Genomic DNA, 22,361 nt, shown 5'->3' on the forward strand with positions numbered 1-22,361 from the left:
TTAAATGGTAGTTTTTCTACCATTTAAACTAAAATAAAGCTTGAGGATTTTCTTTTTTTGTTTTTTCCTTAGGCAGTTTAAAACCTCCAAGCATGTGAAAATGCAAATGAAAAACTTCTTGTCCACTATTTTTTCCACAGTTTGTTACCAAGCGATATCCACTTTTATCTACACCTAAAAGAACAGCTAATTCTTGTATGAAACTTGTCATTTTGGCCATAAGTTCAGGATCAAATTCTTGAAAGTCTTTAAAATGTTTTTTAGGGATTATAAGTATATGTATGGGTGCTTTGGGTGCAATATCATGAAATGCTAGAAAATCGTCACTTTCAAGCACTTTATTGCATGGAAGTTTACCTTCAACTATGAGTTCAAAAATTGTTTTTTCTTGCATTATTTATCCTTTTTTACTGTTGGTTTGATACAATTATATCTTTAAAGTTTGGTTTTTATGCTGAATTTAAAATAGTTTTTAATAGAATTAGAACTTGAAATATTTTATTTAAGGTAAGAAAATTGCAAAATTTTATAGAACAGATTCAAAAATGTGAGAATTTAAATGATTTGGAAGCCATTAGGATTTCCGTTCTTGGAAAAAAAGGTATTTTAACAGAAGGCTTTACAAAGCTTAAAGAGTTAGAAGATGGGGCGAAAAAAGAATTTGCTGCTAAATTAAATGCACAAAAAGAAATATTTAATGAGGCTTATTTAGCCAAATTTAAAGATTTGGAAAATCTTGCTTTAGAAGAAAGAATGAAACAAGATGCTTTAAATTTTAACTATTTTGATGAAAGTATTACAACAGGTGCCTTGCATCCTGTTATGAGCACCATGGATAAAATCATAGAGTATTTTATAGCTTTGAATTTTAGCATAGAAAAAGGGCCTTTAATAGAAGATGACTTTCATAATTTTGAAGCGTTAAATTTACCTAAATCTCACCCTGCAAGAGATATGCAAGATACCTTTTATTTTGATGATAAAAGGCTTTTAAGAACACAAACTTCGCCAGTGCAAATACGGACAATGCTTGCACAAAAACCTCCTATTAGGATGATAGCCCCTGGTGCTGTATTTAGAAGAGATTTTGATATTACGCATACTCCTATGTTTCATCAAGTTGAAGGCCTTGTGGTGGAAGAAGGGCAAAAGGTTAGCTTTGCAAATTTAAAAAGTGTATTGGAAGATTTTTTGCGTTATATGTTTGGGGATGTGAAAGTTCGTTTTCGTCCAAGTTTTTTTCCATTTACAGAACCTTCTGCTGAAGTTGATATTTCTTGTGTATTTTGCAAAGGAAAGGGTTGTAGAGTTTGCAAACATACAGGTTGGCTTGAAGTTTTAGGATGTGGAATAGTTGATCCTAATGTTTATAATTTTGTTGGCTATGAAAATGTAAGCGGTTATGCCTTTGGATTGGGAGTAGAACGTTTTGCAATGCTTTTGCATCAAATTCCAGATTTAAGATCTTTATTTGAAGGTGATTTGAGATTATTGGAGCAGTTTAGATGATAATTACTAAAAGTTGGTTGAATGATTGGTTAGAACTTGAAGAAATAAGTTCGGATAAAATAGCTAAAACTTTAAACTCTATAGGTATAGAAGTTGATAGGGTTGGCGCTTTAAAGGCTCCAGATAAAGTTGTTGTAGGCTATGTTAAGGAAAAAATTAAACATGAAAATTCAGATAAATTAAGCATTTGTCAAGTTGATATCGGAAGTGAAACCTTGCAAATTGTCTGCGGTGCTGCAAATGTTGATGCAGGACAATTTGTAGCTGTTGCAACTAAAGGTGCTATCATGCCAAACGGTATGGAAATAAAAGAAGCAAAATTACGAGGAGTGGATTCTTGTGGTATGCTTTGTTCTAGTTTAGAACTGGGTTTTGAAAAAATCAATGAAGGAATTATGCTTTTAGATGAGAGCATAGGGAAATTAGAACTTGGGAGAGCTTTAAATACTTATGAAATTTTTAATGATGAGCTAATAGAAGTAGAACTTACTCCTAATAGAGGTGATTGTTTAAGTATTTATGGTATAGCTCGTGATTTAGCCGCAGCTTTAAATTTAAATTTAAAAGAACCAAAACCATTTAAAGAAAGTGAAAATGTTTTAGGTATCGGTAGAATTTTGCGCTTAGCAGCTGAGAAAGAACTTAATGGACTTTATAATTATCGAGCTATAGAGCTAAAAGAAGAAATTCAAACAAACTTATTACTTAGTTTAAGACTTGCTCAAATTGAAGGTTTGGGAAAAAATTCCATAGAAAATTTATTAAATTATGCAACGCATTCAACTGGTGTTCTTTTTAATGCTTATGATTTAAGTAGTTTTTCTGAAAAAGATGAAGAATTTACCATTAATTTAAGCAAGCAAGTGCATGGAGAAACAAAAGTATCTTGCAAAGATAAACTTTTAAGCTTTAGCGGAATTTTCCAAAATAATGAAAGTAGATGTAAAGATCATTCTAAAATAATTATTATTGAGGCTAATTATACCGATCCATTGGTAATTGCAGATGCTAAAATATATCATAAAGATCAAGATGAAAAAATGCTTTATAGAAGTTTTAGGGGAAGTGAACCTAAATTAAATTTAGGAATGGATTTTTTGCTTAGTATTTTTGAGCAGATTCCAAATCTTGTTATTTATAGTTCTTCTCAACAAATTTTAACCGACAAAGAATTACCAATCATACCAATAAGTATTGAAGGTATTAGCGATATAATAGGGCAAAATGTTGATAAAGATGAAGTATTAAAAATATTAAAGAAATTAGGTTTTGAGCTCATACTTTCAGGTGAAGGGCTTATAAATGTTAAAGCACCTTTACATCGTCCTGATATTAAAAATTTATCAGATATTTGCGAGGAAGTTGTAAGAATTATAGGTATTGATAATATTGCCTCCAAGGGTTTAGAATTTATAGAAAAAAATCGTTTAAATTCTGCATATAAAAATTATATTGAATTTTTAAATTTAAGGAAAAGAGCAGTAGCTAGTGGTTATTTTGAAAGCTTACATTATGTTTTGGATAATGAAGAAGAACTTAAAAGATTGGGTTTTGACTCTGTTAAACTAAAACTAATCAATCCAATTACAGCAGAACTTAATACTTTAAGAACAACCCTTTTAAATCATTTGTTAAATGCAGCAAGTTTAAATGCAAAAAATTCTAAAAAAATTATTAAACTTTTTGAACTAGGGGCTGTTTTCAATGTTAATAATCAAGAATTAAACCATATCGCATTTATCCATTCTGGCTTAAAAGAAGAAGCTAAAATTTCCAACAAGGCAAAACCTGAATCGGTGCAATTTTATGATTTTCTTTTAGACATTAAAAATATTATAGGTGATTTTAAACTAAAATCATCAAAATATAATATTTTAAGCCCTTATGAACAAGCAGATATGTATCTATCAGATATTAAAGTAGGTTTTATAGGCCGTTTGCATTTAAAAATAGAAAATGAGAGAGATTTACCAAAAACATATATTTGCGAACTTGATTTAGATTTAATCAGGCAAGATTTTAAAATAGCTAAGCCTTACTCCAAATTCCCAGCTATCACTAGAGATCTTAGTGTGTTAATACCTAAAGGTTTTGAATACAATCAGATTAAAAATTGTATCGAAGAATTGAATTTAGAAATACTTGAAAATTTTCGTTTAGTTGATATTTATAGTGATGAAAACCTTAAAGAATTTTATAGCATTACTATAAGTTTTTCTTTTAGGGATATAAATAAAACTCTAGAAGATAATCAAGTAAATGAATGTATGGATAAAATTTTAAATACTCTTAAAAATTTGGGTCTTGATTTAAGATGAAAATTTACAAATTGCAAACCCCTGTAAATGCTATACTTGAAAATATAGCAGCAGATAAAAGCATATCTCATCGTTTTGCTATATTTTCGCTTTTAACACAAGAAGAAAATAAGGCTCAAAATTATCTCTTAGCTCAAGATACTTTAAACACTCTTGAAATTATAAAAAATCTTGGAGCTAAAATTGAACAAAAAGATTCTTGCGTCAAAATTATACCCCCTAAAGAAATTTTATCTCCAAATTGTATTTTAGACTGTGGAAATTCAGGAACTGCTATGCGTTTGATGATAGGATTTTTAGCAGGAATTTCTGGTTTTTTTGTTTTAAGTGGAGATAAGTATTTAAACAATCGTCCTATGAGAAGGATAAGCAAACCACTTACTCAAATAGGCGCTAGAATTTATGGAAGAAATGAGGCAAATTTAGCTCCACTTTGTATAGAAGGTCAAAAATTAAAAGCTTTTAATTTTAAAAGCGAAATTTCTTCGGCTCAAGTTAAAACAGCTATGATTTTATCTGCTTTTAGAGCTGATAATGTATGCACTTTTAGTGAAATTTCTCTTAGTCGAAATCATAGTGAAAACATGCTAAAGGCTATGAAAGCTCCAATAAGGGTTAGTAATGATGGCTTAAGTCTTGAAATAAATCCTTTAAAAAAACCTTTAAAAGCTCAAAATATAATCATTCCTAATGATCCTTCTTCGGCTTTTTATTTTGTTTTAGCAGCTATTATTTTACCTAAATCTCAAATTATTTTAAAAAATATTTTACTTAATCCTACTCGTATAGAGGCGTATAAAATTTTGCAAAAAATGGGTGCCAAACTTGAAATGACAATAACTCAAAATGATTTTGAAACTATTGGTGAGATCAGGGTGGAGTCTAGCAAGCTTAATGGCATAGAAGTTAAAGATAATATCGCTTGGTTAATAGATGAAGCGCCTGCTTTGGCTATAGCTTTTGCTTTGGCTAAGGGTAAATCTAGTTTAATAAATGCTAAAGAATTACGCGTTAAAGAAAGCGATAGGATTGCTGTGATGGTTGAAAATCTAAAGCTTTGTGGTGTTGAAGCTAGAGAACTTGATGATGGTTTTGAAATAGAAGGTGGATGCGAACTAAAATCTTCAAAAATTAAAAGCTATGGAGATCACCGTATTGCTATGAGTTTTGCTATTTTAGGTTTGCTTTGTGGAATCGAGATTGATGATAGTGATTGTATAAAAACTTCTTTTCCAAATTTTATAGAGATTTTATCAAATTTAGGAGCTAGGATTGATTATTGAATTAGCAAAAAACTATGGTTTTTGTTTTGGTGTTAAAAGAGCTATTAAAAAAGCAGAACAAATAAAAGATGCTGCAACTATAGGCCCTCTTATTCACAATAACGAAGAAATTTCTCGTTTGCAAAAAAATTTTAATGTCAAAACTTTGGAAAATATACAAGCTTTAAGTAATGAAAAAAAGGCTATTATAAGAACTCATGGTATTACAAAGCAAGATTTAGAAGAATTGAGAAAAAAAGATATAGAAATTTTTGATGCCACTTGTCCTTTTGTTACAAAACCACAACAAATTTGCGAGCAAATGAGTAAGGAGGGTTATGAAGTTGTTATTTTTGGAGATGAAAATCATCCCGAAGTTAAAGGAGTCAAAAGTTATGTAAGTACAAAAGCTTATGTAGTTTTGGATAAAAAAGAACTTCAAAATATAAAACTTCCTAATAAAATAGCTGTAGTAAGCCAAACAACTAAGAAGCCTGAGCATTTTATGGAGATAGTAAATTTTTTAATACTTAAAACCAAAGAAGTAAGAGTTTTTAACACTATATGTGATGCAACCTTTAAAAATCAAGATGCCATTAAAGAACTCTCGCTTAAAAGTGATGTTATGGTTGTTGTAGGGGGTAAAAACTCAGCCAATACAAAACAACTTTTTTTAATTGCAAAAACCAATTGTGAAGATAGCTATCTAATTGAAACCGAAGAAGAGTTAAAAAAAGAATGGTTTTTGGATAAAAAACATTGCGGCATTAGTGCAGGTGCTAGTACTCCTGATTGGATCATACAAAAAGTTATCGCCAAAATAAAAAAATTTAAAATTAATTAAAAAATGTTTTCAAATAGAATAAAAAAGTCAAAAATTTAAAAAAAATTAACAAAAATAAAAAAACTTAACACTAATTAAAGAAAAATAAGGTAAAATCAATCAATTTCTAAAAATTATTTTAAAGGACCATAATGAGCGAGGTGAACAAAAAAGTTCAAGGCGGCGTAGATGATTATCTTGAGGAAGAAGATTTTGGACAGCTTTTAGAAGCTTTTGATAAATCAAGAGAAGAGGCTACAACAGAGGGTGTGATTGTAGAGATCAAAAATGATGAAGTTTATGTAGATATAGGTAAAAAATCTGAAGGTATTTTAGCTCTTAGCGAAATACAAGATGACAATTCTAAGCTATTATTTAATGTAGGCGATGGTATTAAAGTTGCTGTTATGGGTTCTCGTGGTGGCAGATCTTTACTTTCTCATAAAAAAGCTTTGAGAAAAGAAAAAGTTATCGAATTTATTAAAAACTATCAAGAAAATCAAGATGATATTTTTACCGTAAAAGTAGTTGGAAAAAATAAAGGCGGATTGATAGTTGTTGATGAAAATGATGTTGAATTTTTCTTACCAAAATCTCAATATGGCTTCAAAGAAACAAATAATATTATAGGCAAAATGTTTAAAGTTAAAATTATTAAAATCGACAAAGATGAGCAAAGTATCATTGTTTCTCGTAAAAAAACTTTAGATGACGAGAGAAGAAAACGCAAAGAATTGATCAATAATGTAGCACAACAAGAAGATTTAATTGAAGGTATTGTGAAAAAAATTACTACTTATGGTATGTTTGTGGATGTAGGAGGTGTTGATGGTCTTGTTCATTACAGCGAAATTTCTTACAAAGGACCTGTAAATCCTGGAACACTTTATAAAGAGGGTGATAAGGTTCCAGTTAAAGTTATAAAGTATGATAAAGAACGCAAACATTTATCCTTGTCTATAAAAGCGGCTTTACCTGATCCATGGAGCGAGATAAAAGATACTCTTGATGTAGGTGATACCATTAAAGTAATAGTATCAAATATAGAGCCTTATGGTGCTTTTGTGGATTTAGGAAATGATATAGAAGGATTTTTACATATCAGTGAAATTTCTTGGGATAAAAATATTAAAAATCCAAAAGATTATATCAACAAAGGTCAAGAAATTGATGTTGAAGTAATTGAAATCAATCCAAATGAAAGACGCTTAAGAGTTTCTTTAAGAAATTTACTTTCTAGACCTTTTGATGAATTTATGAAATCTTACAAAATTGCGGATGTGGTTGAAGGAGAAATTACCTCGGTAACTTCTTTTGGTGCGTTTGTTAAACTTGGCGGTATTGAAGGTCTATTGCATAATGAAGATGCTTCTTGGGATAGAAACGATAAATGTAAAGACAAATTCTCTCAAGGGGATAAAATCAAGGTAAAAATTATCAAAATAGATGAAGAAAACCAAAAAATATCATTAAGCACAAAAGAATTAAACAGTTCTCCAGTGCAAGAATATGCCAAAATTCATAAAGTCGGCGATATTGTAAAAGGCACTATCCGTGATATTAAAGATTTTGGTGTTTTTGTAGAGCTAAGTAAAAATGTTGATGCTTTAATTCATAAAGAAGATATAAGCACTTCTATGCTTGAAAATTTAAAAATTGGCGACGATATTGAAGCTGCTATAGTTTTTATTGATGAAAAGAAAAATAGAATTCGCCTAAGTGTCAAAAATCTTGTTAGAATGAAAGAAAGAGAAGTTCTTAATGAAATCAATAATGATGATAAAGTAACTTTAGGTGATATCATTAAAGATCAGCTAGCTTAATGAAAAAATACATTACAATAAGCATTTTGAGTATTTTATTACTCATTTTGCTTGCTGTTGTTTTTACATTGCTTTGGCAATTTAAAGCTAATGTAAATTTCATTCCACAATTTGCTAAAGATACAAATACGCAGCCAAGCATTCAAACCCAAAATCAAGATCTTTCATGGCAAGAAGAATTAGCAAAATGGCCTACAAGAGATTTTACCCCAGCAGCAGAAAAATTTATCTTATATTTTGATGCAGATATTAGCGAGCTTAAGGAGAAAAATAAATATTATCAGCTTATAGTTGGAAAATATGATATTTATTCTATGTTTTGCTTAAGGCAGACTTTAAATTCTTTTAATGTGAAGTATTTTCTTCTTAAATCTGGCGATAGTCCAGAAATCTTTTTGGATACAGGCAATGAAAAACTTATAGATGATATTATCAAAGAATTAAAAAAATATAAAATAAATACAGAAGTAAAGGAAATTTGGTTATGAAAAAAAAGATTATAGTGTGTGATGCTATTTTGGATAAAGGTGTCGATATTCTAAGAAAAGCTGAAGATATTGAGCTTGTAGAAGCTGCAAAATTTCCAAAAGATGAACTTATGCAAATGCTAAGCGATGTTGAAGTTGCAATTACTAGAAGTTCTACGGATGTAGATGTAAATTTTTTAAATCATGCCAAAAAATTAAAAGCGCTTGTGCGTGCTGGGGTGGGCGTAGATAATGTTGATATTCCAGAGTGTTCTAAACGAGGAGTGATTGTGATGAATGTCCCAACTGCAAATACTATTGCCGCAGTTGAACTAACAATGGCACATCTTTTAACATCAGCTAGAAGCTTTGTCAATGCTCATAATTTTTTAAAAATTGAAAGAAAATGGGAAAGAGAAAAATGGTATGGCATTGAATTGATGAATAAAACGCTAGGGGTTATAGGTTTTGGAAATATAGGTTCAAGAGTAGCTATCCGTGCTAAAGCATTTGGTATGAAAATTTTAGCCTATGATCCGTATATTTCTGCTTCTAAGATTACAGATTTAGATATGGAACAAGCAAAAAATTTGGATGAAATTTTAGAAAAAAGTGATTTTATTACCATTCACACACCAAAAACCAAAGAAACCAATGGTATGATAGGAAAGCAAGAAATTGCAAAAATGAAAGATGGAATAAGATTAATAAATTGTGCTCGCGGAGGATTATACACAGAAGAGGCTTTATATGAAGGTTTAAAAAGTGGTAAAATAGCATGGCTTGGTATAGATGTGTTCGATAAAGAACCCGCAACCAATCATCCTCTTTTAGACTTTGAAAATATTTCAGTTACTTCTCACCTAGGAGCAAATACTTTAGAAAGTCAAGACAATATCGCAAGAGAAGCTTGTGAGCAAGCATTAAGTGCAGCACGAGGCGTGGCTTATCCTAATGCCTTAAATTTACCAATTAAAACTGAAGACTTACCACCTTTTGTAGCTCCTTATATAGAACTTGTTTCTAAAATGGCTTTTTTAGCTGTTCAAATTGATAAAAATCCTATAAAAAGTATTAAATTAGAGACTGAAGGAATTATTGGTGAGTATGCAAATTCTATGCTAACTTTTGCAGCTGTTGGTGCTTTGGGTGGAATTTTAGGAGAGAAAATTAATTATGTTAATGCAGAATTTGTTGCCAAAGAAAAAGGAGTTGAATTATCTTGCGAAACTCTTCCAAATAGTGGTTATAATAATAAACTTAGCGTTAAAATTATCACCGAAAATTCAAATATCAGTGTTTCAGGAACAGTGTTTAATGAAAATGAACAACGCATAGTTGGATTAAATGGCTTTAAAACTGATTTTAAGCCAAAGGGAAAAATGATTATTTTTAAAAACAAAGACATACCAGGAGTTATAGCTAAAATCAGTTCCGTTTTGGCAGCTAAAAATATCAACATAGCTGATTTTAGGCTTGGTAGAGATGGTTTTGGGTATGCTTTGGCTGTTGTTTTGATTGATGAAAAAGTTCAAAAAGAAGTATTAGATGAACTAAAACAATTAGAGGCGTGTGTATTTGTCCAATATGTTGAAATTTAAAATTTTAATTATAGAAGATGATATAGATTTAAACGAACTGCTTGTTTTAAAGTTAAAATCTAGTGGTTATGAAGTTATATCTTTAGCGGATTTTTTTGGAGTTGAAGATTTGCTCGATAATGAGCAAATTGATCTTTTAATAGTCGATAGAAATTTGCCCAGTGGAGATTCTTTAGAAAAAATTCAAGATTTAAGAGAGCAAGGATATAAAGAAGCAGTTATTTTTCTTACAGCCAAGGCTTTACATCAAGATTTACTCGAAGGCTTTGAAAGTGGTTGTGATGATTATGTTTGTAAACCTTTTGATTTCAATGAGCTTTTGCTTCGCATTAAAGCAATTTTAAAACGCCATAAAAAAGAAGAAGAAAAACTATCTTTTGGTGATTTTATTTTAGATTTAGTTAGTTATGAATTCTTTTACAAAAATCAAAAATTAGAAATCTCAAATCTTGACTATGAGCTTTTAAAATGTTTTTTTGAAAATCCAAATACCTTGCTTACTAGACAATTTTTAAGCGAAAGTGTTTGGAAAGATGATACTACAAGTGATAAAACAATCAATATAGCTCTAACAAGACTTAGAAATAAATTTCCAAAACTAAAAGATCATATTATAAGTGTTAGGGGTATTGGCTATAAATTATGCTAAAAACTAAAAATATTTTTATAGTTTTTTTTGTTGTATTGGCTTTGATTTTTGGGTTTATTTTTTATACTTTTACTAATTCTTATCTTAATTTCTTGCTTATAAAACAATATGAACAAAAAATCAAAAGCCTTGATGATGTTTTAAAGTTTTCTCTCTTAGAGCATTTAAATGATGCTAATATCAAGGATTTTGCTAAAGATACTAGGGCTGATTTTATTATCCTAAACAATGATATGAAAATAAGTTCTGTAAAAAATCCTGATTTTTTTTCTAATCTTAAAGAAGGAGAAATTTTAAATTTCAATTCAAAAAAAATTCTCACTAAAAGCTTTATTTACAAAGGATATAAATATATTATTATTGTTTATCCTCGTTTTTTAGATTTAGAACTTTTTTGGACAAAAATGGCAATCGGTTTTGGAGTATGCTTGCTGTTTGTTTTTATTTTAATGTTGTTGTTAGGTAGAAGAATAGAGAAAAATTTTAATAAAATTTTGGATTTTTTGGATTCTATAGGGGATCATAAAGTTGTTATATTAGAAAAAGGAATGTTTAAAGAATTTAATTTACTAAATGAGAAACTTTTAAAAACTAAGGATAAAATTCTAAAGAATACCCAAAAAAATAAAAAACAAAGCGATAAAATCACTTTAAAAAATACTCAGCTTGCTAGCGTGATTTCTGCTATTTCTCATGAGCTTAAAAATCCATTAAGCGTGATTGATCTTAGCTTAGAGATGCTAAAAGATGAGAAATTGGAAGATAAAAAATTAAAAAAGGAATTACTAGAAAAAATTTCACGTCAAAGCGTTAAGCTTAATGCTTTAACCCATAAGCTTAATTTTGTTTTTAATCTTAATAGTGAAGCCTTGCAGATGCAAGAATTTGATCTTTTTTCTCTATGTGAAAAAATCATTAAAAACCCAGGCTTTGAAAGAGTTGCATTGCAAGGTAAAAGCACGAAAGTTAAGGCTGATGAATTTTTAATCGAGCAAGTGATTATAAATTTGCTTTCTAATGCTTTAAAATATAGTCAAAAAGAAGTCATTTTAACGGCAAGAGATCAAAAGATAATAGTGCAAGATTTTGGAAAAGGCATAGAAGAAGATAAAATAAAATTGATTACAAAAAAATTTTATAAAATTGATGTAAAAAGTGATAATTCTTTTGGTTTGGGACTTTTTTTAGTAAAGAAAATTTTAAATATACATAAAAGTTATCTTGAAATTTCTAGCACTTTAGGTTATGGTTCTAGTTTTAGCTTTAAACTCAGTCAAGGATAAAAAATGGCTCTTATAGATTTAATTGAAGCTTCAAAAAAATTTGGAGACAAAATAGTTTTAAATGAAGTAAATTTTAGCGCAAACGAGGGAGAAAAGATTGCTATTATAGGCAAAAATGGAGAAGGAAAATCTACTTTTTTAAAAACGCTTTTAGGCACACTTCCTTTAGATAGCGGTAGAATAATAAGACAAAATGGAAAAAGCATAGCCATGCTTTCACAAACCGTTGATTTTAATGCAAATTTAAGCGTAAAAGAAGCCATCAAGCAAGAGCTTGTAGAAATTTACAATACCTTAGAAGAATATGAAATACTGCATAAAAAATTAGAAGAAGATCCTAGTAATAAAGATTATCTTCAAAAAATAGATACGCTTATGACTTTGATTGATAGTAAAGATGCTTGGAGTATAGAATCTAAAATAATACGCGTTTTAAAAGAATTTAGTTTACTTGAGCATGAAAATCGTATTATATCTACTTTAAGTGGTGGAGAAATACGCCGCGTTGGGCTTTGCATACTTTTACTAAAAAATCCTGATATTTTATTGCTTGATGAACCAACTAATCATTTAGATGTATATATGACAAGCTTTTTGGAAGAATTGCTAAAAAATTCAAAGATGTGTGTGATTTTTATTTCCCATGATAGATATTTTATTGACGCTATAGCACACAAGTGTGTAGAAGTAGAGCAGGGTAAGCTTAGTATTTTTAAAGGCGGATATGCAAACTATTTAGAGAAAAAAACACAAATTTTGCAAAGCCTTGCTAAGAGCCATGAAACTCTTTTAAAGCAATTAAAAAGCGAAGAAGAATGGCTTAGAAGAGGGGTTAAAGCAAGACTTAAAAGAAATGAAGGACGAAAAGAACGCATTTTTAAAATGCGTGAAGAAGCGAAAAAAAATCCTGGGGCAATCAAACGCTTAAAACTTGAAATTTCAAGAGCGGCTTTAAATTTTAATGGAGAAAAAACGATCAATCGTAAAAAAATGCTTTTTGAGCTTAAAAATATAAGCAAAAATATAAACAATAAAAATCTTTTTAAAGATTTTTCAACGCGTATTTTACAAGGTGAACGCATAGCTATCGTAGGAAGAAATGGTTGTGGAAAATCAACATTGTTAAAAATTCTTCTAGGGCAAATAAAACAAGATAGCGGTGAAATAAAACGCGGAGAGCTTAAGATAGGATATTTTGATCAGGCTAGAAGCTTGGTAAATTCTGATAAAAGCTTGCTTGAAATTTTTTGTCCCAATGGTGGAGATAGGGTTGAAGTTCGTGGTAAAAATATGCATGTTTATGGATATTTGAAAAATTTTCTATTTCCTAAGGAATTTTTAGATAAAAGCGTGGCTCTTTTAAGTGGTGGAGAGAAAAATCGCGTTGCTTTAGCCTTGCTTTTTATTAAAGAATATGATGTTTTGATTTTAGATGAGCCAACTAATGATCTTGATATAGCTACGATTAATATATTAGAAGAATACTTACTTAGTTTTGAAGGGGCTATTTTGCTAGTATCACACGATAGATATTTTGTTGATAAAATCGCAACAAAACTTTATGCTTTTGAGGGAAATGGATATATAAATATTTTACACACTCTTTATACTGAATATCTTGAAAATGAAAAAGAAATTGAAGAATTGGATAATTTTGCTTTAGAGCTTCAAACCCAAGAGCAAAATAATAACCAAAAAGAAAAAAGCTCCAAAAAATTGAGCTACAAAGAAAATGAGATATTAAAAAACCATCCTGAAAAAATAGATTTTTTAGAGCAAAAGATAGCTAAATTAAATCAAAATTTATCCGATCCAAATGTATATCAAGAAATAGGTATTAACAAGCTTTATCAAGAGCTTGAAGTAATGCAAAAAGAACTTGAAATTCTAGAAAATGAGTATTTTTTAGTATTAGAGAAAAGCGAGAATTTATAATTAAAGAGATTTTATATTTTTTATTCTATGGAGCGGGAAACGAGATTCGAACCCGCGACCCCAACCTTGGCAAGGTTGCGCTCTACCCCTGAGCTATTCCCGCAAAAAATAAGTGGTGCCCGAGGTCGGACTCGAACCGACACAAGGTTGCCCTTACCAGATTTTGAGTCTGGCGCGTCTACCAGTTTCACCACTCGGGCTCATTTTTAAGATTTAAAGCTAAAATTATACTTTTTTAGGCTAAAAAATACTTTAAAAATAAAAAGTATTTTCAAAAAGACAATATAAAATTATATAATTTAATTTTTTGGAACAGTTATTGCTTTTGTTTATTAGCAATGTTTGAAAAGATTTTAACTTTAATACTTTAGAGGAAAAAAATGAGAATTACAAATAAACTTAACTTCACAAATAGTGTGAATAATTCTATGGGCGGTCAAAGTGCTTTATATCAGATATCTCAACAACTTGCTTCAGGTTTGAAAATACAAAATTCATATGAAGATGCAAGCACTTATATAGATAATACGCGTCTTGAATATGAAATTAAAACATTAGAACAAGTAAAAGAATCAACAAGTAGAGCTCAAGAAATGACTCAAAATAGTATGAAAGCTTTACAAGATATGGTTAAACTTCTTGAAGATTTTAAAGTTAAAGTAACCCAAGCTGCAAGCGATAGCAATTCTCAAACCTCAAGAGAAGCTATAGCAAAAGAACTAGAACGTATAAAAGAAAGCATAGTTCAGCTTGCAAATACCAGTGTTAATGGTCAGTATCTTTTTGCAGGTTCTCAAGTTGCAAACAAACCTTTTGATTCTAATGGAAATTATTATGGAGATAAAAATAATATTAATGTAGTAACTGGAGCTGGAACTGAAAGCCCATACAATATACCAGGTTGGGATTTATTTTTTAAAGCAGATGGAGACTATAAAAAACAAATAAGCACTAATGTTAGTTTTACAGATAATCGTTGGGATTTAAATAAAGACCCTGATAAAACTAAATATCTCACAGGAGATTCTAAATGGCAACAACTTATCGGACAAGGTTATGTAAAAGATAATAGCTTAGATGCTGACAAAGACTTTGAGTATGATGATAGCAAACTAGATTTTCCTCCAACAACTCTTTATGTTCAAGGAACCAAGCCTGATGGAACAAGTTTTAAAAGTGCTGTACTCGTCAAACCTGAAGATACTTTAGAAGATGTAATGGAAAATATTGGAGCTCTTTATGGTAATACTCCAAATAATAAAGTAGTAGAAGTAAGTATGAATGATAGTGGTCAAATTCAAATTACAGATCTAAAGCAAGGTAATAATAAACTCGATTTTCATGCTGTAGCTTTCACACCACAAGCTGATACCAAAGATGAACTTAAAAATATTATTGAAGCTGCTAATCAAGAGGGTATTTCAATGAATGAAGTTACAAATAGGGTTATGCAAGCTGCTACGGCTGCTCCTAGTAATGGAGATATAACAAAATTAAACAACCCTGTAACTGTAACAATCAACAATCAACAATTCACAATCGATTTAAAACAAACTGATTTTATCAAAAGTAAAATGACAGATACAGATGGAAATGCTGCTAATGGAGCTGATTACGATAATGTGTATTTTGAAAAAAATGGCAATACTGTTTATGGTAATGTTTCTCAAGTTATCAAAGGAAGCAATGCTTATGCCACTGATTCAACCAAACTTAGCGAGGTAATGGCAGGAGATAGCCTAAATGGTACTACTTTAAATTTAAAAGTCAATTCCAAAGGTGGAAATTCTTACGATGTTACTATAAATTTACAAACTTCAACTGTAAGCTATCCTGATCCTAATAATCCAGGTCAAACCATAAGCTTTCCTATTATGCATACTAATCCTGCAACTGGAAATAGTGGGGTTGTTACAGGATCAAATGATATTACTTATGGTCAAATTAATGATATTATAAGTATGTTTGCTGCAGATAAAATTCCTACAACAACCATACAAGCCAATAATGGTCAAATTAATAATGCAGATTATACCCAAATACAACAACTCATGAAAGATTCACAAGCTACTGTTGATGTAAGTATGGATTATAAAGGTCGTATTAGTGTTACTGATAAACTTTCTTCAGGCACTAATATAGAAATTTCTCTTAGTGATTCTCAAAGTGGCCAATTTCCAGCACCTCCTTTTACCACAACTTCTACTGTAGAAAATGGTCCAAATTTTAGTTTTAGCGCGAATAATTCTTTAACTATAGATGAGCCAAATGTGGATATTATTAAAGATTTAGATTCAATGATTGATGCTGTTTTAAAAGGCAATATGAGAGCAGACTCCGAAAGTGAAAACCCTAGAAATACAGGTATGCAAGGAGCTTTAGAAAGACTTGATCATTTAGCAGATCATGTTAGCAAGCTTAATACAACTATGGGAGCATATCATAATACTATCGAAGGTGTTAATACACGCACATCCTTTTTAAGCGTTAATGTCCAAAGTATAAAATCAAATGTGATTGATGTAGATTATGGTGAGGCAATGATGAATTTAATGCAAGTTCAACTTGCATATCAAGCTTCTCTTAAAGCTAGCACAACAATTTCTCAACTTAGCTTGTTAAATTATATGTAAAATTTTTTATGGTATAATTTGGCTTTGATTTTATTTTCAAGGAAAGAATATTAAAAAAGAAGCCATTTTTACCAGCTCCACGCTTGTTATTTTTTATCTTTGTCTTTGTATGCTAGCACCTGGCATGGGAGAATGGGTTTACAAGGCTAATTTATTTTTATTTGGAGAATTTGGGTATTATTATCCATTTTCTTTGCTTATATTAAATTATCTCTACTATAAAAAAAAATATAAAATAGAAAATTTTAAGCGTAGGGAGCTTTTTGGTTTTTCTTTGGCCTTTTTTTCTACCTTGCTTTTATTTTCTGTCTTTTATAGAGAGTTTGGGTATATTTTAGAAATTATATATGGATTTTTTTCTATAATCTTAGGGCGTACAGGGAGTGGAATTTTTGCTCTTTTACTTCTACTATTTTCTTTGGTTTTATTGTTTCCAAAATTTGCAAAAGAAATTTTAAAAATAGAATTAGATTTTACTTATTTATTAAAAGTAGAGCAAGCTTTTAAATCTTTACTTATGCGTGTATTTGGTGGAGAAAACGAGAAAGAAGATGTAGGTAAATCAGAACCTATAGCTCCAAAATTAAATATTTTGCAAGATAGTATTTATGGAAATTTACAAATAAACAAAAAAGGGGAAACCAATAACTTAAAACAGATAATTAAAGATAGCAATATCAATGCAAGTAAAAATTCAATTACCACGGCCAAGGAAAATTTTGAAAAACTAAAAAATCAAATTTTAGATGAAACCATAGAGATTGATAAACAAAGCTTAAAAGAATCAAGAAGTTTTGTTCATGAGCATTCTCAACAAGTGCGAAATTTCGCACAAAAGGCTAGTAAAATGAGCATTAGTCTTGATGAAGATTTTAATTTTATTTCAGAAGAAGAGGTAGATATGATTCCTGAACGTTTTTTAAAACCTAAAAAACTTGAAGATATAAAGCAAATAGATACAAATAAAAATTTAGATGAGCCAAGTTATAAACGTAAAAATATTGAAATTCCAGTTTCTAATCAAGAAGTTAAACCAAAAATTTTTACAAAAGAGCTTGAACTTAGAGAGAATTTGATAAAAAAAGAAAAACTAGAACAAGAATACAAAGCCTATCAAAATGAAATTTTAGAAAATAAAGTAAAACAAGAAATTAAAAAATTAGAAGAATATGATGCGATAAATTCAAGCGATATTATAGAAGGGAATAAATATAGTTTTAATAGCCCAAAAACAATTAAAACAGAAACAGAAGAATCAGACAAAATAAATGAAAATAAAAATCTAGATAAAGCAGACAATATCTTTGAATTTGCTCCCATTGTAGAAGAGTTAAATCATCCTTATATAGAACCTACTCCTATAAAAAATATAAATGAAATAGTTATAGAAGAAAAAAATACACTCGATTTTATCCAAAATACAGAAACTAAAATCGATAATGAAAAAACAAATGATCAAGAAATTAAACTTCAAAAAGCAGTTTTAGCCAAAGAAATTGCTATTAACCAAGCTTTATTGCGTGAAATAGAGCAGGGCGAAGTAGAAAAACCAAAAGATTTCACCTTGCCGCCATTAGATTTTTTAGCTAATCCAAAAGAACACAAACAAGAAATCAATGAAAGTGAAATAGATAAAAAAATTTATAATCTTCTTGAAAAATTGCGTCGTTTTAAAATAGGCGGCGATGTTATAAGCACTTATGTTGGTCCTGTGGTAACTACTTTTGAATTTCGTCCTAGTGCAGATGTGAAAGTAAGTCGTATTTTAAATTTACAAGATGATTTAACTATGGCTTTAATGGCAAAATCAATCCGTATTCAAGCTCCAATACCAGGAAAAGATGTTGTAGGTATAGAAGTTCCAAATGATGAAATTCAAACCATTTATTTAAGAGAAATTTTACAAAGTGAAGTTTTTAAAAACGCTAAAAGTCCTTTAACCATAGCTTTAGGTAAAGATATAGTAGGCAATGCTTTTGTAACCGATCTTAAAAAACTTCCGCATTTACTCATCGCAGGAACGACAGGTAGTGGTAAAAGTGTGGGGATAAATTCTATGCTTTTAAGTCTTTTATATCGCAACTCTCCAAAAACCTTGCGTTTGATGATGATAGATCCTAAGATGCTTGAATTTAGCATTTATAATGACATTCCTCATCTTTTAACTCCTGTTATCACAGATCCAAAAAAAGCAGTCAATGCGCTTTCAAATATGGTAGCTGAAATGGAAAGACGCTATCGCTTAATGGCTGATGCAAAAACCAAAAATATAGAAAATTACAATGAAAAAATGAAAGAATTAGGCGGAGAAGAACTTCCTTTTATTGTAGTAATTATCGATGAACTTGCTGATTTGATGATGACTGCGGGTAAAGATGTAGAATTTTATATAGGAAGACTTGCGCAAATGGCAAGAGCAAGTGGAATCCACTTGATTGTAGCTACACAACGACCTTCTGTTGATGTTGTAACAGGACTAATTAAAGCGAATTTACCAAGTAGAATTTCTTATAAAGTAGGGCAAAAAATTGACTCTAAAGTTATTTTAGATGCTATGGGTGCTGAAAGTTTACTTGGAAGAGGGGATTGTTTATTTACTCCTCCTGGAACAAGCTCTATAGTGCGTTTGCATGCGCCTTTTGCAAGCGAATTTGAAATAGAAAAAATCGTGGATTTTCTAAAGGATCAACAAAGCGTAGAATATGATGAAAGCTTTTTAAAGGATCAACAAAGCGTAGGTGTTACAACAAATGAAAGCTTTGATGGGGAAGTAGATGAGCTTTATGAAGAAGCTAAAAGAGTAATCTTAGAAGATGGAAAAACAAGCATTTCTTATTTACAACGCCGTTTAAAAATCGGCTATAACCGCTCTGCAAATATTATTGAACAACTTACGCAAAACGGGATTTTAAGCGAACCTGATGCCAAAGGACAAAGGGAAATCTTGTAAGATTTTTCTTGTGTTTTTGATATATAAAACTGATTACAAAAGAAGAAATTTAAAAGGTAAAAGCCCCGTAAAAAGGGCTTAAAAATTATTTATCTCTAAGATTTAATTCAGTAATTAACTTACTATAAGAATTATAATCTTTTCTTTTAAGATAAGATAAAAGTCTTTTTCTTTGACCTACAAGTTTTAGAAGTCCTAATCTTGATGAAAAGTCTTTTTTGTAGATTTTTAAATGTTCTGTAAGTTCTGCAATTCTTGCAGTTAAAAGAGCTACTTGAACTTCTGTTGAACCAGTATCACCTGGTTTTTTAGCGAATTTCGCAACTATTTCTGCTTTTTTGGCCGAATCCAAAGCCATGATAGACCTCCTGATTGGTAAAATAATAAAATTAAAGAACTGTAATTTTATCTTAAAAAGCAAAAAATAAACTGAATTTATCTTTTTTAGAAGGTTTTGTCAAAATTTAAGTCTTTTTCTAAGAATTATTTATTATAATTACAGCTATTTCTGTAGTTATAACAAGGAGAATCTGTGCTATTTACCAAAGCTAGCGAATACGCTTTACTTTCTTTAATTTATATTTCTCAAAAAGAAACACCTCAAGATGTAGATTCTTTAGCTTTAGAGCTTGATATTCCTAAAAGTTTTTTAGCTAAAATTTTACAAACTTTAGCTAAAGATGGCTTGTTAAAATCCTTTAAAGGGGCAAAAGGTGGTTTTGTTTTAATCAAAGAACCAAGTCAATATACTATAAAAGAAATTGTTAATAGTGCTGAAAAAAAGGATATCAGTGTATTTGAATGCAGTGGTGGCACTTGTCCAAATAATAAAGAAGAAAATTGCACCTTAATGCCTATGTTAGTAAATTTACAAAATAAAGTAGATGAATTTTTAGATTCTATTACTTTAGAAGATATTATGAAAAATAATGGCAAAAAATAAAATAGTCGATTTAGTTTTTCCTTTCTTGGGGCCTTTAATCGCTCCTGTTTTAAAAGCTAAAAGCTTGACTATTGTTGGTTTTTTAGTTTGTATTTTAGCTATTATTATAGTTCCTTTACCAAGTCCTATTTTGGACTTTTTCTTGGCTTTAAGTATAGCTTTATCGGTATTAATTATTTTAATTTCTATTTATATACCCAAACCGACAGATTTAACAACTTTTCCAACTTTAATCTTGATTATCACTTTATTTAGGCTTTCATTAAATATAGCTACCACAAGGATGATTTTAAGCGAAGGGCAAAACGGCCCTGAAGCTGTGAGTGAGATTATAGCAGCATTTGGAGAATTTGTTGTTGGTGGAAATATGGTCATTGGCGTGATTGTATTTTGTATTTTAGTATTGATTAATTTCATGGTTGTAACAAAAGGTAGTACAAGGGTTTCTGAAGTACAAGCAAGATTTACACTTGATGCGATGCCGGGTAAACAAATGGCTATTGATGCGGATTTAAATGCAGGACTTATTGATGAACAAACCGCTAGAGCAAGACGTCAAGAAGTTATTGCTGAGGCAAACTTCTATGGTGCAATGGATGGTTCTTCTAAATTTATCAAAGGAGATGCTGTTGCAGGGATTATCATAACTATTATAAATATCATAGGTGGTTTTTTAATAGGATCTTTTCAGCACGATATGGCTTTAAGCGATGCTGCATCTACTTATACTATTTTAACCATAGGTGATGGACTTGTATCTCAAATTCCAGGACTTATTACTTCTACTGCAACCGCTATAATTATCACTCGTGCAAGCAAAGATGAGGAAAATTTTGCAGAAGGAACTTTAACTCAACTTTTAAGCGAATATCGCACGCTTTTAATAGTAGGTTTTGTACTTTTTATCTTTGCGTTAGTGCCTGGTTTGCCAACTTTATCCTTGGGCTTTATGGCTTTAGTATTTTTAAGCCTTGGCTATCTTACCAAGCAGGTTAAGGAAGGTAAAATTGATATAACTACAGTTAAAAAAAGCAAACCAAGTGCCGCAGCTGCATCTCAAAGTGGAGCAGGTGGGACAACGGCAGCGCCTGCTAAGAAAAGCGAAGAAGAAATTCTCAAAGAAGAAGAGCACAAGATTAACGATATACTCAAAGTTGAAATTTTAGAACTTGAACTTGGATACGGACTTATTAAGCTTGCTGAAAACGAACTTACAGAAAGAATTCGCTCAATGAGAAGAAGTATTGCTGAAAGTTTAGGATTTTTAATGCCAAAAATAAGAATAAGAGATAATTTAAGACTTAAACCAAATGAGTATAGTTTTAAACTCAAGGGCGTGTCTATAGCAAGTGCTGAAATTTATCCGGATAAATATTTAGCCATGGATAGTGGTTTTATCACAGAAGAGATAGAAGGGATTGCTACAAAAGAACCCGCTTTTAACTCTGATGCACTTTGGATTGATGCGAATTTAAAAGATGAAGCAACATTAAATGGCTATATAGTAATAGATCCTGCAAGTGTTATTTCAACACATATGAGCGAACTTATCAAAGCGCACGCAAGCGAACTTCTCACACGCCAAGAGGTACAAAATCTTCTTGATAAGGTTAAAAATGATTATCCAATCATCGTAGAAGGTGCTTTAGGTGTTGCATCTGTAAGTCTTATTCAAAAAATTCTCAAAGACTTGCTTAAGCATCACATACCAATTAAAGATATGCTTACTATTTTAGAATCTGTAAGCGATATAGCAGAAGTAAGCAAGAGTTTTGATATGATTATTGAACATGTAAGGGCGTCCTTGGCTAGGATGATTACAAATATGTATTTAGATGATAAAGGAAATTTGGATATTTTTATCTTAGACTCTGCTAGTTCTGCGGTTTTAATGGAAAATGTACAATTTAGAGATGGAAGTTATCACTTGCCTTTAAGTGTAGCTCAAACAGGTACTTTAGTAGATACTCTAAGGGCTGAAGTTGCCGCAGTAGCAAATGGTCGTATCAAGCCTTTTATACTTTGCGTTGAACCGCAGCTTAGAAAATTCATTGCTGATATTTGTTATAATTTTAGCATTAATATAGTAGTGTTAAGTTTTGCAGAAATTGCAGAAAATACAAATTTTAATACCGAGGGTATTATTAGGATAGAACTTTAAGGAA

The 22,361-nt window shown here is 30.3% G+C and carries 16 protein-coding genes and 2 tRNA genes; 14 read left to right on the forward strand and 4 right to left on the reverse strand.

From position 1 onward, the window contains the following. Positions 1–28: 28 nt before the first annotated feature. Entirely contained in the window at positions 29–394 is a 366-nt protein-coding gene (locus tag FBF10_RS05945; protein WP_002889022.1) for a histidine triad nucleotide-binding protein, read from the reverse strand. 122 nt (positions 395–516) lie between these two features. Here FBF10_RS05945 and pheS point away from each other — a divergent pair, with 122 nt between their 5' ends. From pheS to abc-f, 10 genes are all read left to right on the forward strand, one after another. Continuing rightward, the gene (pheS, locus tag FBF10_RS05950; RefSeq protein WP_002889021.1) at positions 517–1,509 is read left to right on the forward strand and encodes a phenylalanine--tRNA ligase subunit alpha; all 993 of its coding nucleotides are present in this window, start codon (positions 517–519) and stop codon (positions 1,507–1,509) included. Beyond that, a complete protein-coding gene (gene pheT / locus FBF10_RS05955; RefSeq protein ID WP_002889019.1) occupies positions 1,506–3,827 on the forward strand; it encodes a phenylalanine--tRNA ligase subunit beta in 2,322 nt (773 codons plus the stop codon). The genes pheS and pheT overlap by 4 nt, the downstream gene beginning before the upstream one ends. Beyond that, positions 3,824–5,110 carry a 3-phosphoshikimate 1-carboxyvinyltransferase gene (gene aroA / locus FBF10_RS05960; protein WP_002852577.1) on the forward strand — a complete coding sequence of 429 codons (1,287 nt, stop codon included), beginning with the start codon at positions 3,824–3,826 and terminating at the stop codon, positions 5,108–5,110. Before pheT ends, aroA begins: the two co-directional genes overlap by 4 nt. After that, positions 5,100–5,933 (forward strand): 4-hydroxy-3-methylbut-2-enyl diphosphate reductase, encoded by an 834-nt coding sequence (locus tag FBF10_RS05965; protein WP_002870043.1) that lies wholly within the window; start codon positions 5,100–5,102, stop codon positions 5,931–5,933. Before aroA ends, FBF10_RS05965 begins: the two co-directional genes overlap by 11 nt. Before the next feature lie 131 nt (positions 5,934–6,064). Beyond that, the gene (locus FBF10_RS05970) at positions 6,065–7,735 is read left to right on the forward strand and encodes a 30S ribosomal protein S1 (RefSeq protein WP_020246992.1); all 1,671 of its coding nucleotides are present in this window, start codon (positions 6,065–6,067) and stop codon (positions 7,733–7,735) included. Then, a complete protein-coding gene (locus tag FBF10_RS05975; RefSeq protein WP_002889010.1) occupies positions 7,735–8,223 on the forward strand; it encodes a hypothetical protein in 489 nt (162 codons plus the stop codon). Before FBF10_RS05970 ends, FBF10_RS05975 begins: the two co-directional genes overlap by 1 nt. Then, positions 8,220–9,803: a phosphoglycerate dehydrogenase gene (gene serA / locus FBF10_RS05980; protein WP_002889008.1), complete on the forward strand. Its 1,584-nt coding sequence runs from the start codon at positions 8,220–8,222 to the stop codon at positions 9,801–9,803. Before FBF10_RS05975 ends, serA begins: the two co-directional genes overlap by 4 nt. Then, the gene (locus FBF10_RS05985) at positions 9,790–10,452 is read left to right on the forward strand and encodes a response regulator transcription factor (protein WP_002860529.1); all 663 of its coding nucleotides are present in this window, start codon (positions 9,790–9,792) and stop codon (positions 10,450–10,452) included. The genes serA and FBF10_RS05985 overlap by 14 nt, the downstream gene beginning before the upstream one ends. Continuing rightward, positions 10,446–11,735, forward strand: a complete 1,290-nt coding sequence (locus FBF10_RS05990) for a HAMP domain-containing sensor histidine kinase (protein ID WP_002889006.1) — start codon at positions 10,446–10,448, stop codon at positions 11,733–11,735. Before FBF10_RS05985 ends, FBF10_RS05990 begins: the two co-directional genes overlap by 7 nt. Before the next feature lie 3 nt (positions 11,736–11,738). Further along, on the forward strand, positions 11,739–13,670 hold the full coding sequence (abc-f, locus tag FBF10_RS05995; protein ID WP_002888992.1) for a ribosomal protection-like ABC-F family protein: 1,932 nt from the start codon (positions 11,739–11,741) through the stop codon (positions 13,668–13,670). 28 nt (positions 13,671–13,698) lie between these two features. On the opposite strand, the gene FBF10_RS06000 is transcribed toward abc-f, so the two are convergent. Further along, positions 13,699–13,773, reverse strand: a tRNA-Gly gene (locus tag FBF10_RS06000). Between the two features lie 10 nt (positions 13,774–13,783). Further along, positions 13,784–13,870, reverse strand: a tRNA-Leu gene (locus FBF10_RS06005). Between the two features lie 180 nt (positions 13,871–14,050). Between FBF10_RS06005 and flgL the strand changes: the two genes are divergently transcribed. Both flgL and FBF10_RS06015 read left to right on the forward strand, forming a co-directional pair. Then, positions 14,051–16,303 carry a flagellar hook-associated protein FlgL gene (flgL, locus tag FBF10_RS06010; protein ID WP_052775780.1) on the forward strand — a complete coding sequence of 751 codons (2,253 nt, stop codon included), beginning with the start codon at positions 14,051–14,053 and terminating at the stop codon, positions 16,301–16,303. 109 nt (positions 16,304–16,412) lie between these two features. Then, positions 16,413–19,253, forward strand: a complete 2,841-nt coding sequence (locus FBF10_RS06015; RefSeq protein WP_052789838.1) for a DNA translocase FtsK — start codon at positions 16,413–16,415, stop codon at positions 19,251–19,253. An 85-nt stretch (positions 19,254–19,338) separates the two neighbouring features. On the opposite strand, the gene rpsO is transcribed toward FBF10_RS06015, so the two are convergent. Next, a complete protein-coding gene (gene rpsO / locus FBF10_RS06020; RefSeq protein ID WP_002852579.1) occupies positions 19,339–19,611 on the reverse strand; it encodes a 30S ribosomal protein S15 in 273 nt (90 codons plus the stop codon). A gap of 174 nt (positions 19,612–19,785) precedes the next feature. Here rpsO and FBF10_RS06025 point away from each other — a divergent pair, with 174 nt between their 5' ends. Next, entirely contained in the window at positions 19,786–20,196 is a 411-nt protein-coding gene (locus FBF10_RS06025; protein ID WP_002852609.1) for an RrF2 family transcriptional regulator, read from the forward strand. After that, on the forward strand, positions 20,183–22,357 hold the full coding sequence (flhA, locus tag FBF10_RS06030) for a flagellar biosynthesis protein FlhA (protein WP_002859544.1): 2,175 nt from the start codon (positions 20,183–20,185) through the stop codon (positions 22,355–22,357). The genes FBF10_RS06025 and flhA overlap by 14 nt, the downstream gene beginning before the upstream one ends. Positions 22,358–22,361: the final 4 nt, after the last annotated feature.

The organism is Campylobacter sp. CFSAN093249 (assembly GCF_011067895.1).
GTDB classification, from domain to species: domain Bacteria; phylum Campylobacterota; class Campylobacteria; order Campylobacterales; family Campylobacteraceae; genus Campylobacter_D; species Campylobacter_D jejuni.

What these genes read in the sequence shown, in the direction of transcription:
- abc-f (WP_002888992.1), top strand. Translation starts at nt 11,739, where the DNA reads ATGGCTCTTATAGATTTAATTGAAGCTTCAAAAAAATTTGGAGACAAA.
- flhA (WP_002859544.1), top strand. Translation starts at nt 20,183, where the DNA reads ATGGCAAAAAATAAAATAGTCGATTTAGTTTTTCCTTTCTTGGGGCCT.
- FBF10_RS05985 (WP_002860529.1), top strand. Translation starts at nt 9,790, where the DNA reads ATGTTGAAATTTAAAATTTTAATTATAGAAGATGATATAGATTTAAAC.
- pheT (WP_002889019.1), top strand. Translation starts at nt 1,506, where the DNA reads ATGATAATTACTAAAAGTTGGTTGAATGATTGGTTAGAACTTGAAGAA.
- rpsO (WP_002852579.1), bottom strand. Translation starts at nt 19,611, where the DNA reads ATGGCTTTGGATTCGGCCAAAAAAGCAGAAATAGTTGCGAAATTCGCT.
- FBF10_RS05975 (WP_002889010.1), top strand. Translation starts at nt 7,735, where the DNA reads ATGAAAAAATACATTACAATAAGCATTTTGAGTATTTTATTACTCATT.
- FBF10_RS05970 (WP_020246992.1), top strand. Translation starts at nt 6,065, where the DNA reads ATGAGCGAGGTGAACAAAAAAGTTCAAGGCGGCGTAGATGATTATCTT.
- flgL (WP_052775780.1), top strand. Translation starts at nt 14,051, where the DNA reads ATGAGAATTACAAATAAACTTAACTTCACAAATAGTGTGAATAATTCT.
- serA (WP_002889008.1), top strand. Translation starts at nt 8,220, where the DNA reads ATGAAAAAAAAGATTATAGTGTGTGATGCTATTTTGGATAAAGGTGTC.
- FBF10_RS05945 (WP_002889022.1), bottom strand. Translation starts at nt 394, where the DNA reads ATGCAAGAAAAAACAATTTTTGAACTCATAGTTGAAGGTAAACTTCCA.
- aroA (WP_002852577.1), top strand. Translation starts at nt 3,824, where the DNA reads ATGAAAATTTACAAATTGCAAACCCCTGTAAATGCTATACTTGAAAAT.
- FBF10_RS06015 (WP_052789838.1), top strand. Translation starts at nt 16,413, where the DNA reads ATGCTAGCACCTGGCATGGGAGAATGGGTTTACAAGGCTAATTTATTT.
- FBF10_RS05990 (WP_002889006.1), top strand. Translation starts at nt 10,446, where the DNA reads ATGCTAAAAACTAAAAATATTTTTATAGTTTTTTTTGTTGTATTGGCT.